We start from the raw sequence: 14,021 nt of genomic DNA, 5'->3' as shown, positions 1-14,021 counted from the left end.
TAATCTTTCAATTTAACAAATAAAAAACACTTTATTTAACAATCCTCTTTATTAAAGGATATATGAATAATTACAGTTTATATTGTTAAATAATTATCTTTGAAGTAGATCAATCTTATACGCTAACCATTTAAAATTGCAAGAATACTTCCTCGTTGTTGATACTGAAACATCAGGCCTACCTAAAAACTGGAAGGCGCCTTACGCTAAAGAAAAGAACTGGCCTCATATTGTCCAAATTGCCTGGATTATTTATGATCAGTCTTATCAGGAAATTAAGCGGGAGAATCACTATATCAAAAACACCGACTTCACCATTGATAAAGCTGCCCTAAAAATTCATAAAATTACACCTGAATACCTTCATGCACATGGAGAAAGTAAAGAAAAGGTAATGTTGCAGTTTTCTGAAGATATAGAAAAATACCAGCCACTGGTTATCGGGCATTTTATTGAGCTCGATTATCACATGGTTAATGTTGAATTATATCGTATCGGAAAGGAAAACATTTTTAAAAACCTGGCTTTTTTCTGTACAATGAAGGCTAGTGCACCCTATATCACCAATACAGTAATCAGTCATTTAAAGCTGGATAAGTTTTATACCATTTTATTTAATGAAGCACCCGAAAATACGCACAATGCTTTATCCGATACACTAAACACGGCAAAGATTTTCTTTCATCTTTTAAAAACAGGCAAAATTAGCTTAACTTCAGCCTACCATCAGGAGCATACTTTTAACCTGGAAAAGGAAAAGACAAAAGAATTTTCATTTAAAAGAATTTTACAGGGATTTTTTAATGGAAGATAGACTAGCCGATCAAATTTATACTGCCCGTATTGGAGACATTACCTTCAAAAAGATAGTGAGTTGCAGCCCGGGCACACCTATTTTCGAGGCTGCAATTAAAATGTCAGAACACAAAACCAGTTGCCTCTTTATTAAAAATGATCAGGATGTTTATCTGGGCTTCGTAACCGATATTACTTTAAGGGATAATGTAATTGCCAAACAACTGAATCCAAATCTGCCGATTGATAAGGTTATGGACACCAATATTGTCACTATAACTCCTGATGCTTACGTGTATGAGGCGATATTGATGATGTTCAGCAAAAAATCGCGCTATTTATTGGTAAACGACAATGGTAATTATGTTGGCTTTTTAAGCAGGAACCGCCTTTTAAGCGAGCAGGCAGAATCTCCATTAGTTTTTATCCAATCAGTAAAATCTGCTGTAAATACCGGCGATTTAAAATTAAAATGGCAGAAAGTCCCCGGCATCGTGTCGCAATTATTGGCTAGAGGCGTGCATTCGAAAATTGTAAACGAGGTGGTAACAACCATTGCCGACACCATTTCCTTTAAAATTATTGAAGAGGTAATTGCCAAACTAGGTCCGCCACCTGCAAAATTTGTATTTATGGTTTTGGGAAGTGAGGGGAGAAAAGAGCTTAGCCTAAAAACTGATCAGGATAATGCCATTATTTACGAAGATACAGGAGAAGATAAAAGAGCTGCCGTACGTTCTTATTTTCTAGACCTGGCTACCCAGGTTTCGGATAAATTAAATTTTGTTGGTTTTGTATACTGCGATGGCGACTATATGGCGACTAATCCGAACTGGACACATTCGTTATCGCACTGGAAGTACAATTATAAAAACTGGATAGAAGAAGCTCTACCCGAAGCTGCTGTAAAATTTGCTGCATTTTTCGATTGCAGGGCCATTTATGGCGATTTAACCATTATGGAAAGTTTACGGTCTTTTGTTGATGAAGAGCTGCAGAAACCTATCGAAAAATTCTACGTATACCTGGCCAAAAATGCCTTACTCTATGAACCGCCGCTCACCTATTTTAGAAATATAAGAACGCAAAAAATCCATAAAAAAGAAGTATTCGATATTAAAACAGCCATGACCCCTATTGTAGATTTAGCAAGGGTTTATGCATTACAGAACAGAATTTTTCAAAAAGAAAATACAGGCGAACGTTTAAAGGCCTTAAGAGAACTTGGTGTTTTTAGCGAAGAACAGTTTAACGAACTTTCACAATCTTATTATTATTTGATGGGCTTGAGGTTGAAACATCAAGCTAATCTGATTATCAATGATCAGGCTGCACCCAATAACTTTATCGAAATTGATAGTTTAACCAAAATTGAGAAAGTAACCTTAATCGAAATTTTCAAAATCATCCAGAACTTTCAAAGCGGCATCCGAATGAAATTCACAAATAGTCTGGGTTAAATTATCATTAATTCTCTTGTCTGCTTATTGTAATTGCTTACAAACTTTAATAACTTTAGGAATAATACCTACTTATTTTAGGTTAAAATGCTAACCAAGTACTTAAATTAAAATCAGACCTATGGGAAAATTTGTAATTACTAAGAGATCGAACGGAGAATTCCAGTTTAATCTTAAAGCTGGTAATGGCCAGACCATTTTAACCAGCGAAGGCTATTCGGCCAAATCGAGCTGTGAAAACGGAATCGAATCTGTTAAAAAAAATGCACAGGATGATTCCAGATTCGAGAAAAAGACTTCTTCTAACGGCAAGTACCATTTTAGTTTAAAGGCTACAAATGGTCAAATTATTGGTTCCAGCGAAATGTACGAAAGTACAGCCGCCAGAGATAATGGCATCGAATCGGTTCAAAAAAATGCACCTGATGCAAGTACTGACGACCAAAGTTAAAAAAATTATACAGCGACCCGAGATTTCCGAATCAGGTCGCTTTTCATGCCCTCCACACCCCACTCTAAAAATTAACGTAAAAATTCTTCTGTACAGCATAAAGCAATTAATCTACAGTAATTTGCTATAGCTAATCTTACCTTTACAGCCATCCCCCACATCGCCAGCTGTAAACCTAAATTTACTCAGACACCTATTGCTTAATACAAGCCCGGACAAACGTTTGCGCTTTATAAATCCAAGGTTATTTTAAATACCTAATCAGATAGCCGTAAAACCTGACCAAACTACACTTCTACCACACCATTCAAGCTTATTACATTTCATCCCACACAAACGTTTGCGCGGTTTTAATTCAACCTTACTCATAAGTTTGTTTGTAACTTAAATCCAGATAAGGTAAAAATCTATTTACAATACGCTCTTTTTAAGGTTTGGAATAGTGGCCAAGACTGGCAAATTATGGTGAAGCAAAGGGGCTGAGCGCAGCATATAAAAAAGCAACAACAACCAATACCAAATATTATCAACCCTAAACCTAAAATTATCGTATGAAAAAAAACAGTCTACTTTTAACAGGGCTATTCTGTGCCTGCCTGTTCGCCCTATCTTGTAAAAAGGCCGAAGTATTACAACCAGAGGAAAAAACCTTCTCTATTAACAAAAAACTGGCTACAACCAACATTATTACCCAAAGCCGCAATGTAAATATTGTGTATTTTGTACCTAACGATCTCGACACCCTTGCGGGTTATAGAAAAAGATTGAGTGATCTTTTATTATGGACACAAGATTGGTACAGACAAGAAATGAATCGCAATGGCTATGGCAATAAAACATTTGGCCTTGCTGATGATGGCGCTGGAAATGTAAAAATCCTAACCATTAGAGGAACGTTGCCAAAAGCAAGTTATCCATACTCTGGAGGTAGTGGGGCAGTTGCAAGCGAAGTAAATGCTTATTTTGCTGCGCACCCGGCAGATAAAACCAGTGATCATACTTTGATCATTATTCCAAGGTATTCTATCGGTTCGAATGGAACACCAAGCGGAGGTCCATTTTATGGTACCGGCAGATGGTGTTATGCCCTGGATTATGAAGAAATGGACATTGCAAATCTTGGCTTAAGCACTACCGTTGGTAATCGCTTCAGTGTTTGGTTTGGTGGTATGGTACATGAACTTGGTCATGGATTGAATCTACCACATAATAGGCAAAAAGTTTCTGAAAACTCAACTTTAGGTATGGCATTAATGTGGGCCGGTAATGGAACCTTAGGAAAAAGCCCTACATTTTTAACTGCCGCAGATGCAGCTATTTTAAATGCCAATCAGGTTTTCAATAATAACGCAAACACTTATTACGGTTCAGTAACCAGCAGTATTAATAAAATATACGCAAGCTATTCCAGCACTTTAGCTTCTATAGTAGTATCAGGGAAATTTACTTCTACCGGCAACGTAACCAGTATTTTATATTATAACGACCCTAATGTAAATAACGAAGGTACTGGCGTAAATAAGGATTATAATGCCATTACCTGGGAGTCGAAGAAAATAGGCACTGACAGTTTTAGGGTGGAAATGCCAATTGCCGATCTGCAGGAAAAAGCTGATGGTATTCCATACGAACTGAAAGTTAAATTGGTACACGACAATGGAACCGTAACCGAACAGATCTACGCCTATACTTTTTCAGGAGGCTTACCTGTACTCAATTTCTCAACCAAAAATGAGTTAAGCAAAACAGGATGGAGTATTGCTTCATTTAGTTCCGAAGAAACCAGTGGAGAAGGTGCTATAAATGGTAGGGCCAGTAAATTGATTGACAACAGTGCGAGTACGTATTGGCATTCGCGATGGAGCAGCTCGGCCACAAGCTACCCGTATACTATTGTGATCAATTTGGGCGCCTCAAAAACGGCAAGTGGCTTGAGTTTAACACAAAGAAGCGGTTTGAGTAGGGCTGTGAAAAACTTTGAACTCCTCACCAGTACAGATGGTATAAACTTTACTTCGGTTAATAACTATGTGGCCCAAAATGTAAATGGCGCACAGTACTTTGATTTTGGCAGCGCTAAAACATTCCAGTATTTCAAAGTTATTTTAAATTCAGCGCAGGATGGTCTACAGTTTGCGAGTCTGGCAGAATTGGGATTATATTAGATTTTCAAAACTAAACAACAAGAAAAAGGTCCCGATTTACATCGGGACCTTTTTTAAATATGATTATCGCTTAAGCGAAAATTTCTATTTTACTGCATCAATTACAGCTTTGAAAGCTTCTGGATGATTCATTGCTAAATCAGCCAATACTTTACGGTTTAAACCGATTTCTTTAGAAGCTAGTTTACCAATTAATTGAGAGTAAGAAATACCGTGCTGACGAGCACCTGCATTAATACGTTGGATCCATAATCCGCGGAATTCTCTTTTCTTAACTTTACGGTCACGGTATGCATATTGCAAACCTTTTTCTACTGTGTTTTTAGCAACAGTATAAACCTTACTTCTTGCTCCCCAATAGCCTTTGGCTAGATTAAGGATTTTTTTTCTTCTTCTTCTCGAAGCTACTGCGTTTACCGAACGTGGCATGTTGTTGTTGTTTTTTGGCAAGCGGCGTTCCGTTTAACCGGAAACTTAAAGCCTGATACCTGGTGAATTAATAAATTACTTTCCGATACAAAGCATACGTTTAACGTTACCCATATCAGCATCAGATACGATACTTGCTTGACCTAAGGCACGTTTACGTTTAGTACTCATCTTTGTTAAGATGTGACTTTTGTATGCGTTGTTTCTTTTGATTTTACCTGTTCCAGTAAGCGAAAAACGCTTTTTAGCACTGGAATTGGTTTTCATTTTTGGCATAACCTGTTTTTTAATTTATAAACCTATTTTTATTTTTTTGCTACTTTAGGCGCAACTGTTAGGAACATACGTTTACCTTCTAACTTAGGTAATAACTCTACTTTTCCTACATCTTCTAAAGCCTGGGCGAATTTTAACAATAAAATTTCTCCCTGCTCTTTGTAAACAATTGCTCTACCTTTAAAATGCACGTAAGCTCTAACTTTCTCACCGTTCTCTAAAAAGCTTACTGCATGCTTCAATTTAAACTGGAAATCGTGATCGTTGGTGTTAGGGCCAAAACGGATCTCCTTAATTACAGTTTGTTTCGCATTAGCTTTAATTTCTTTCTGCTTTTTCTTTTGCTCGTAAACAAATTTACTGTAATCAATAATTCTACAAACTGGTGGTACGGCATTTGGAGATATTTCTACCAAATCCAATTCCAGTTCATCAGCAAGTGCCAAAGCTTTTGCCAAAGGATAAATCCCTGGTTCAACATTATCGCCAGCTAAACGCACTTCGGGCGATTTAATATACTGATTAATGTTATGCTCTGCTTCTTTTTTCTTAAAAGGCGGACGTGGTCCCCTGTTAAATCCTGGTCTTCCTAATGCCAAATTTGTACTATTTAATTTAAACTGTTATTTCTTTTCTTAATAAATTGTTGAACTCTTCCAACGTCATTTCGCCTAAATCTCCCTCACCATGTTTACGGACAGAAACTTTTCCTTCTGCCATTTCTTTATCACCGATAATGAGCATGTATGGGATCTTTTTAACTTCCGAATCGCGTATTTTACGACCGATTTTCTCATCACGAAAGTCAATCAGCCCGCGAATATCGGAATTATTTAGTTCATCTAAAACTTTTTTTGCATATTCTTCATATTTTTCTGAAATAGGAAGAACAATAAATTGCTCCGGGCTTAACCATAATGGGAAGTTTCCGGCACAATGCTCAATCAAAACAGCAATAAATCTTTCTAATGAACCAAATGGTGCACGGTGGATCATTACTGGTCTGTGCTTCTGGTTATCGCTACCAGTGTACTCCAATTCGAAACGCTCTGGCAGGTTATAATCAACCTGAATAGTACCTAACTGCCATTTTCTGCCTAAAGCATCTTTCACCATAAAATCGAGCTTAGGACCATAGAAAGCGGCTTCACCATATTCTACAACAGTGTTTAAGCCTTTTTCTGCAGCTGCTTCAATAATGGCATTTTCAGATAGCCTCCAATTTTCGTCAGAACCAATATATTTCGATTTGTTCTCCGGGTCTCTTAATGAAACCTGAGCAGTATAATTATCAAAACCTAATGATTTAAATACATAAAGTACCAGATCGATTACTTTTTTAAACTCTTCTTTCACCTGTTCTGGCATGCAGAATAAGTGTGCATCATCTTGAGTAAAGCCACGTACACGGGTTAAACCATGTAATTCGCCACTTTGCTCGTAACGATAAACCGTACCAAACTCTGCAAAACGAACCGGAAGATCTTTGTAAGAACGTGGTTTTGTTTTGTAAATCTCGCAGTGGTGAGGGCAGTTCATCGGTTTTAAGAAGAACTCCTCTCCTTCTTGTGGAGTTTTAATCGGTTGGAACGAATCTTTACCGTATTTCTCCCAGTGACCTGAGGTTACATATAAATTTTTGTGTCCGATATGTGGTGTTACTACTTGCTCGTAGCCTGCTTTAGCCTGTGCTTTAGTTAAAAAGTTCACCAAACGCTCGCGCAAAGCAGTTCCTTTAGGCAACCATAAAGGCAAGCCCATTCCTACTTTTTCTGAAAAAGCAAATAGCTCTAACTCTTTCCCTAATTTACGGTGATCGCGTTTTTTTGCTTCCTCAATCATTAAAAGATATTCAGTAAGCTCGCTCGCTTTAGGAAAAGTTACACCATAAATACGGGTTAACTGTTTTTTTGTTTCGTCGCCACGCCAGTAAGCACCAGCCACATTCATCAGTTTTACTGCTTTCACAAAACCGGTATTCGGAATGTGCGGACCGCGGCATAAATCGGTAAATGAACCTTGGGTATAGAAAGTAATTTTACCATCTTCCAGACCGTCAATTAAATCCAATTTGTACTCATCGCCTTTTTCGGTAAAATATTTTACCGCCTCAGCTTTGCTCACACTTTCCCGCACAAAAGTTTCCTTTTGTTTAGCCAGTTCGATCATTTTGGTTTCTATAGCTTTGAAATCGTCCGAAGAAAATTCACGGTCGCCAAAGTCTACATCGTAATAAAAACCAGTTTCAATAGCCGGACCGATACCGAATTTTGTACCTGGATAAAGCGCTTCTAAAGCCTCAGCCATTAAGTGAGCAGATGAATGCCAAAAAGTCGATTTTCCGGCAGTATCATTCCAGGTCAATAATTTTACTGATGAATCAGACTCGATCGGTCTTGTTGAATCCCAAACTTCGCCATTAACCTCAGCGGCTAACACGTTACGGGCCAAACCCTCAGAAATTGACAATGCAATTTGATGGGCAGAAGTGCCCTTTTCATACTGACGGACAGAACCGTCAGGTAAAGTAATGTTAATCATCTACAACTATGATTTAAATTTTAAAATAAAAAAGTTTAAAGATCACTTACAATGTGATTCTATTTTGTGCAAAGATACGATTTTCATACCGTATTTGATAGATAAACTTGAAATTCTACTTTGGTTGCAGGCCCACTTCATTCAGGTATGCTTTCTGTATTTCCAGTAAACGATCAGGGTAAGTATCCAGTTTTTCATACTTTAACATAAGTTGGTCATGCAGTTTTTTCTTTTCGTCAATGGTTTTTACCTGCAGCATTTCTTGTGCTGTTTTTCCATAATCATTTATGGCTGTCAGGTATGCAATTACACCTTTGTTAAATTTTACAGCTTCTTTACCTGGTTTAAGATCAGCAATATTGGCAAGATCCATTTTTGAATTATTGATCAGATTTTCTGCCTTTGTGGATAGTAAAATAGAATCACCAAAACCTTTAGCATATACCTTCAAAGTATCTCTAAAAACACTATCTGTTTCATCGATCTGTTTCATTTCACTCAAAAAAATTGAAGTTACTTTTTCATTATAGGCATAATCATTATTTGATGAGTTGCAGCTAAACAGCAGAATTAAGGAAAGGGAAAGCAAAACAGGTTTTGAAGGTTTCATATTCTGTTATCGTTTAAAAATTTTTGTTTAAGGTATTTACGCAAAGGAATATCTACAAATCTCATTACCATATAAGAGAAAACGATTAAAAGCAGTACCGAAACCGGGATAATCACCCAAAGTGAGGATGCTGGTGGCTGAACTTCTGCTACATAGGTTAAAAATATCCATACAAATGGATAATGTACCATATAAAGCGGGTATGATATTTCGCCAGAGAGATTACAGATCTTTTTAAACGATGGGTTTAATGCTGTACCTGCTCCCAATGCCACCAAAAGCGGAAAGTAAAACAGCACAAGTATCGGCTCGGTAATCCAATTGTATTTATCATTAAAAGGAACTAAAAAGGCCGCGAGCAAAAGCACAATCATGCCTAAAAAGCCAAGTTTATTTTTAATTATCCAATTTAAACGGTAAACCAGCATACCGGCTGTAAAAGAATACAGCACACGCGCTCCACCGTCCCAAAAATTCTGTCCTCCCCAGCCGCCACCTACGTTGGTAGCGCGAACAGCTACATAGCAAAGGCATACCGCTCCTATAACAACCAAAGCGATCAGTGATTTTTTACCTAACCGATAAAGCACGAAAATGTAAAAGATATTGGCAATATATTCCCAAAATAACGACCAGGCGGGTGCATTTAAGCAGAATAAGTTGGTATACCGCTCGGGCATGGCCGGATAAGGGATCAAAAAAGCTGAGGATAAAAACAAAAGAAAGGTTTTCCCTAATCCATAAATTTCATAAAGATCGCTGTATGGGTCGATCAGAAAAGTGATCAGTCCTAAAACGGAACCAATAACCACCAGCGGGTGCAGGCGGATAAGCCTTAATTTAAAGAACTGTGTAATCCCGATATGTGGCGCACGGCTATCGTAAGCGTAGGCAATAACAAAACCGGATAAACAGAAAAAGAAATCGACTGCGAGGAAACCATGTGAAAGAAAATTCTTGTTATAATTGGTAATCGCGATTTCCATAAAATGGTAAACCACTACTACAATGGCCGCTATCCCCCTTAGTCCATCTAAAATTTCGAAATGTTGTTTAGTTGCTAATAAATTTGTTTTGTTCTCGGCTGAAATCACTTTTGGCTAGGTTATATTCAACTCCAATAATAGTTATTCTCAATTTAGATGCAAAAACTAAAGTCAACCTTTTCAAAAATGATACAAAAAAAGCCCTGAACGTTTATACTTTCAGGGCTAATAGAATTATTTATGGTGGTAATTTATGTAAAGACATCAGAAGTTCGCATGAGGCACAGCCCTAAGCTCAAACTTCGGATATCTGGTAACGAACGGAATTAATTCATACCAAATGATCTGATCTGTCCGCCGCCGCCGGGTCTGTTCTGTCTAAAACGTTTCATCATGTTCTCCATTTTAGTTTTATACTCTTCAGCGGTGATCAGTTTTGCTTTTTTAGGTGCGGTTACATCTTTTGCGCTTACATTCCTATACTCGATGCTTTTGGCAATTGAGCTGTTACCTCTACCTTCGATCGCTAAAACTGCACCTTCCGTCCACATATTTGGGTTCGGAGAAAAGTCGAAGCCCAAATCTTTTGTATACCAGATTTTGGTTTCTTCTACTACGTTTTTATCCATATCCAAGATTTTAATAGCCCTTGTAGATCTTATAATAGCCTGGTGACAGGTAAAACCGATAATCTGTTTAGTAGAATCTGTTTTAACTACTTCGATTGTTGGTGCCGGAGCTGGTTTTGCTTTAGTGGTATCATTAGGGTTTCTACCGCCCACTCTCATAGAACCTATCGGTCCAGAAGTAGATAAAGTTAATTTACTCGGCATATAATAAGTAGTATCGTTCAGGTCGAAAACCTCTGTAAGTCCTTTATCTGCAAAGGTATAGTAGTATTCTCTGTTACCACCGCCACCACCAAAACGCATCATCATACGACCCATGCCGCCACCGCCACCACCTGCTCCGTTACTGTCTTCAGTTTCTTCAACTGGCATATAACTTGCATTTGTAGCTGTAAACAACAACTCGAAGTTGCTTTTGCTAGAGGAGGGCATTCTGGCTTTCATCTGATCGGTTAGCTGGATACCACTTGCCGAAGCCATAGCTGCCGGATCGATAATATTTTCAAATTGTATGGCCCCTGAAGTTTTTTTCTGCTGCGCATTTGCAACTGATGCAATTGATAAAACTCCCAGTAAAGCGAAGATTATTTTTTTCATTACGATTTTGTTTTGCTTGTTAGATACAAAAGCCTTAAAAAGGTTTAACAAAGGTATTGCAGATTGTAATGTAAAACATGTTAAATTGTGTTAAAACCAATAATTGGACTGGCTTAATGAGTCTTTAAAGGCAGATGTAATTTATTTTTTACAATTGAGATTTTTTTTGAAAAGCAAATACAGTGGTTCTTTGGTTACGATAGTCCTGCCCTCTGCTTAATCCCGATAGAATGGACCGTTTAATTTTAAATTGATCATTAAATCGGGATAACGCTGGCGGCCAGGTTTATTTAACAAAAAACTGTGGTTCTTTTAAAAGAAAACCTCGCAGGTCTAATTCGGGACATTTAGGCATTTAGCTGCCCTTCTCCTCGGCCTGCGTCATCACAGACCAAAATTTTTGATTATGACAGTGATGAGAAAGGCTTTTAAGGAATATAAATGCCGGATGTAATTTATTTTTCACAATTGTTGTAGGTTTTAGAAAGCAATGCAGAGGTTCTTCAATATGGAGCCTAATAATAAATGTAAGGTATAAATTGATTTGGGCGTTACCCAAGCTACGCAAGGGTCGGGCTTTTCAGGGCTGCGCTACGGTACCGATGAAAAATCGGCACTGAACCCTTACAATCCCTAACGCGGATTTATTTTTATTGCATTAAGATATTTTTTAATTGTCTGCTCGTTCCAAACGCATGCATAGATAACTTGACGATTTTATGATCCGCATTAGTTTAAGGTTATAAAGAACCACATGCCCAGATTAAATAAACCTGATAGAACGGAAAGCCTGGAGCGAGGTATCCCGATTCATCGGGAAGGACTTGGAGTGATAGCAGGACTGTGGTAACGAGAGGTGCCAAACCCTGATTTTCAAAATAATATTGATCATCCAAGTCAACTTAATACACTTAAGTATTTGGCCGGCCTCATTATCTGTTAGAACAAGCCCCTGCAGGTTTAAACTAATATTCTGTACTTTCCAGCCAACCATTACACAATACATCGGCGATGTGCATGGTTTTAATGGCCAGATTATTTTTATCTATGTAACCCTGAAGGTGTAAAAGACACGATAAATCAGTCGAAATGATGTAATCTGCCTGTTGTGCGAGCGCATGATTAACTTTCTGCTCAGCCATTGCAGATGAAATGGCATCGAATTTAACCGCGAAAGTTCCGCCAAAGCCGCAGCACATATCGGTATCTTCCATTTCGATCATTTCCAAACCGTGTACTTTCGAAAGCAACTGGCGTGGTTCATCTTTGATTTTACATTCGCGTAAGGCGCTACACGAATCGTGGTAAACAGCTTTTCCTTCTAACTCGGCTCCGAAATAATCTCTTTTGGCTACGTTTACCAGAAAATCAGAAAGCTCCCAGATATTTGATTGCAAACTCCGGCATTTGTTATGTACAATGGTATTGGTAAACAGATCGTTAAATCCACCTTTCACCATACCAACGCACGATGCCGATGGTGCTACAACATAGGTGTTTTCAGTAAAATCATTTAGAAATTTTGTACCCACTTCCTTAGCCTCATCCCAATAACCCGCATTGTATGCCGGTTGCCCACAACAGGTTTGTTTTGAATTGTAGGTAACATCACATCCCGATTTTTCTAATAACCTTAACGTATTAAAAGCGGTTTCAGGATAGAGCTGATCTACAAAACAAGGCACAAATAATTCTACTTTCATAATATTCTTAACGACTGCAAACTTACAATTTTAGCGATTCTTTATGTTCGTTTTTTCTTAGAAGCACTAAAAGAACTAATCCAACAATAAAAAATGATGCCAAAGCGATAATTGAGTAGCGAATATTTCCGGTTAAATCTTCGATGTAAGCAAAACTGAAAAGGCCAATTACAATCGCCAATTTCTCTGTTACATCATAGAAACTAAAAAATGAAGTGCTGTCTTTTGTATCAACAGGTAAATATTTAGAATAGGTAGAACGCGATAAAGATTGAATTCCGCCCATAATTAAACCTACAATTGCGGCTAATGAATAAAACTGATATTCATTAGTGATGTAATAACCAAAAACACAACAGCCAATCCATACTACAACTACCATAATCAACACATTTATATTCCCTATCTTTTTAGCTAAATAAGACATGAGCATGGCGCCTGGAATAGCCACAAGCTGAATGATCAGTATCACAGCAATAAGTTTTGCAGTCCCTAGTTTTAATGTTTTTTCTGCAAAACCCGCAGCAGCAAGCATAATGGTCTGTACCCCCATGGAGTAGAAAAAGAAAGAAACTAAAAATCCTTTTAAAACCCTCATTTGTTTCACCTGTGCCCAAACTTTAGATAGCTCACTAAAGCCATCTTTCAGGATATTCGTTTTTACTCTATCGTGCTGAGGTGTTCCATTCGGAAGTGCTGAAAAAGGAATCTGAGAGAAACCGATCCACCATACGCCAACCAATAAAAAAGATAACCTTGGTGGAAATGAGGCATCAGTAATACCGAACCATTCTGGTTTTAGTACAAACAGGAAACAAATCAGCTGAAGTAAAACTGAGCCAATGTATCCATAGGAAAAGCCTTGTGCGCTCACGCGATCCTGATGTTCTTCGGTTGCAATTTCAGGCAGATAAGAGTTGCTGAATAATACACCTCCAATATAACCCATTGCTGCTAATGCGAACAAAATGACACTCATTTCGAGCGTATCTAACTTAAAGAAATATAAACCGATACATGCTGCCCCGCCTACATAGGTAAAGAATTTCATAAACGACTTCTTATTCCCCCTTCTATCGGCAATAGATGAAAGCATCGGCAAAGCAAAAGCCATTATCAGATACGCAAATGATAAGGCATAATTGGAAAGCGAGGTATTTACAAAGGTTCTACCAAAGAACTCCACTTTATCACCATGTTCTTTAGTGGTGGTAATAATGGTATAATAAGCCGGAAAAATGGTAGAAGTGATGACCAAGTTATAGGCAGAGTTTGCCCAATCGAAGAACGCCCACGAACGGATGGTTTTCTTATTGTTTTTTGTTATCATTAGTTTTAAGGAGGTTAACTGGTTAATCGGTTAATTGTTCAACTGCGAC

13 protein-coding genes are annotated in these 14,021 nt (G+C 37.8%); 4 read left to right on the top strand and 9 right to left on the bottom strand.

Going from position 1 to position 14,021, the window contains the following annotated elements; all coding sequences use genetic code 11:
• Positions 1-136 precede the first annotated feature (136 nt).
• The 4 genes from ACN9MR_RS09010 (at position 137) to ACN9MR_RS08995 (ending at position 4,871) form a co-directional block, all read left to right on the top strand.
• A complete protein-coding gene (locus ACN9MR_RS09010) occupies positions 137-814 on the top strand; it encodes an exonuclease domain-containing protein (RefSeq protein WP_426329300.1) in 678 nt (225 codons plus the stop codon).
• Positions 804-2,255 carry a DUF294 nucleotidyltransferase-like domain-containing protein gene (locus ACN9MR_RS09005; protein ID WP_426329298.1) on the top strand — a complete coding sequence of 484 codons (1,452 nt, stop codon included), beginning with the start codon at positions 804-806 and terminating at the stop codon, positions 2,253-2,255. Before ACN9MR_RS09010 ends, ACN9MR_RS09005 begins: the two co-directional genes overlap by 11 nt.
• 121 nt (positions 2,256-2,376) lie before the next feature.
• The gene (locus ACN9MR_RS09000; protein WP_426329296.1) at positions 2,377-2,706 is read left to right on the top strand and encodes a YegP family protein; all 330 of its coding nucleotides are present in this window, start codon (positions 2,377-2,379) and stop codon (positions 2,704-2,706) included.
• A gap of 551 nt (positions 2,707-3,257) precedes the next feature.
• The gene (locus ACN9MR_RS08995) at positions 3,258-4,871 is read left to right on the top strand and encodes a discoidin domain-containing protein (protein ID WP_426329294.1); all 1,614 of its coding nucleotides are present in this window, start codon (positions 3,258-3,260) and stop codon (positions 4,869-4,871) included.
• A gap of 84 nt (positions 4,872-4,955) precedes the next feature.
• Here the strand turns inward: ACN9MR_RS08995 and rplT are convergent, their stop codons facing one another.
• The 9 genes from rplT to ACN9MR_RS08950 all read right to left on the bottom strand — a co-directional run bounded on the left by rplT (position 4,956) and on the right by ACN9MR_RS08950 (position 13,972).
• Positions 4,956-5,300, bottom strand: a complete 345-nt coding sequence (rplT, locus tag ACN9MR_RS08990) for a 50S ribosomal protein L20 (protein WP_025144714.1) — start codon at positions 5,298-5,300, stop codon at positions 4,956-4,958.
• Positions 5,301-5,375: 75 nt separating this feature from the next.
• Positions 5,376-5,576, bottom strand: a complete 201-nt coding sequence (gene rpmI, locus ACN9MR_RS08985) for a 50S ribosomal protein L35 (protein ID WP_029279105.1) — start codon at positions 5,574-5,576, stop codon at positions 5,376-5,378.
• A 29-nt stretch (positions 5,577-5,605) separates the two neighbouring features.
• Positions 5,606-6,175, bottom strand: coding sequence for a translation initiation factor IF-3 (gene infC / locus ACN9MR_RS08980; RefSeq protein ID WP_051691975.1), 570 nt, complete (start codon positions 6,173-6,175; stop codon positions 5,606-5,608).
• A gap of 16 nt (positions 6,176-6,191) precedes the next feature.
• Complete coding sequence (gene thrS / locus ACN9MR_RS08975; protein ID WP_426329292.1) at positions 6,192-8,117, bottom strand: threonine--tRNA ligase; 1,926 nt, start codon at positions 8,115-8,117, stop codon at positions 6,192-6,194.
• Positions 8,118-8,232: 115 nt separating this feature from the next.
• The gene (locus tag ACN9MR_RS08970) at positions 8,233-8,727 is read right to left on the bottom strand and encodes a hypothetical protein (RefSeq protein ID WP_426329290.1); all 495 of its coding nucleotides are present in this window, start codon (positions 8,725-8,727) and stop codon (positions 8,233-8,235) included.
• On the bottom strand, positions 8,724-9,821 hold the full coding sequence (locus ACN9MR_RS08965) for an acyltransferase family protein (protein ID WP_426329288.1): 1,098 nt from the start codon (positions 9,819-9,821) through the stop codon (positions 8,724-8,726). The genes ACN9MR_RS08970 and ACN9MR_RS08965 overlap by 4 nt, the downstream gene beginning before the upstream one ends.
• 218 nt (positions 9,822-10,039) lie before the next feature.
• Positions 10,040-10,939 carry a hypothetical protein gene (locus ACN9MR_RS08960; RefSeq protein ID WP_426329286.1) on the bottom strand — a complete coding sequence of 300 codons (900 nt, stop codon included), beginning with the start codon at positions 10,937-10,939 and terminating at the stop codon, positions 10,040-10,042.
• Between the two features lie 965 nt (positions 10,940-11,904).
• Positions 11,905-12,642: a (Fe-S)-binding protein gene (locus tag ACN9MR_RS08955; RefSeq protein ID WP_426329284.1), complete on the bottom strand. Its 738-nt coding sequence runs from the start codon at positions 12,640-12,642 to the stop codon at positions 11,905-11,907.
• Between the two features lie 22 nt (positions 12,643-12,664).
• Entirely contained in the window at positions 12,665-13,972 is a 1,308-nt protein-coding gene (locus ACN9MR_RS08950; RefSeq protein ID WP_426329282.1) for an MFS transporter, read from the bottom strand.
• Between the last annotated feature and the right edge of the window lie 49 nt (positions 13,973-14,021).

It is taken from the genome of Pedobacter sp. R-06 (assembly GCF_049913135.1).
GTDB lineage: Bacteria > Bacteroidota > Bacteroidia > Sphingobacteriales > Sphingobacteriaceae > Pedobacter.
The sequence above is the reverse complement of the archived record's forward strand: the minus strand, read 5'-3'. Positions and strand labels throughout refer to the sequence as shown.

Bases quoted from the DNA above. Each gene is read 5' to 3' on its own strand.
- ACN9MR_RS08955 (WP_426329284.1), bottom strand. From the start codon at position 12,642: ATGAAAGTAGAATTATTTGTGCCTTGTTTTGTAGATCAGCTCTATCCT.
- rpmI (WP_029279105.1), bottom strand. From the start codon at position 5,576: ATGCCAAAAATGAAAACCAATTCCAGTGCTAAAAAGCGTTTTTCGCTT.
- thrS (WP_426329292.1), bottom strand. From the start codon at position 8,117: ATGATTAACATTACTTTACCTGACGGTTCTGTCCGTCAGTATGAAAAG.
- ACN9MR_RS09005 (WP_426329298.1), top strand. From the start codon at position 804: ATGGAAGATAGACTAGCCGATCAAATTTATACTGCCCGTATTGGAGAC.
- ACN9MR_RS08950 (WP_426329282.1), bottom strand. From the start codon at position 13,972: ATGATAACAAAAAACAATAAGAAAACCATCCGTTCGTGGGCGTTCTTC.
- rplT (WP_025144714.1), bottom strand. From the start codon at position 5,300: ATGCCACGTTCGGTAAACGCAGTAGCTTCGAGAAGAAGAAGAAAAAAA.
- ACN9MR_RS08960 (WP_426329286.1), bottom strand. From the start codon at position 10,939: ATGAAAAAAATAATCTTCGCTTTACTGGGAGTTTTATCAATTGCATCA.
- ACN9MR_RS08970 (WP_426329290.1), bottom strand. From the start codon at position 8,727: ATGAAACCTTCAAAACCTGTTTTGCTTTCCCTTTCCTTAATTCTGCTG.
- ACN9MR_RS09000 (WP_426329296.1), top strand. From the start codon at position 2,377: ATGGGAAAATTTGTAATTACTAAGAGATCGAACGGAGAATTCCAGTTT.
- ACN9MR_RS08995 (WP_426329294.1), top strand. From the start codon at position 3,258: ATGAAAAAAAACAGTCTACTTTTAACAGGGCTATTCTGTGCCTGCCTG.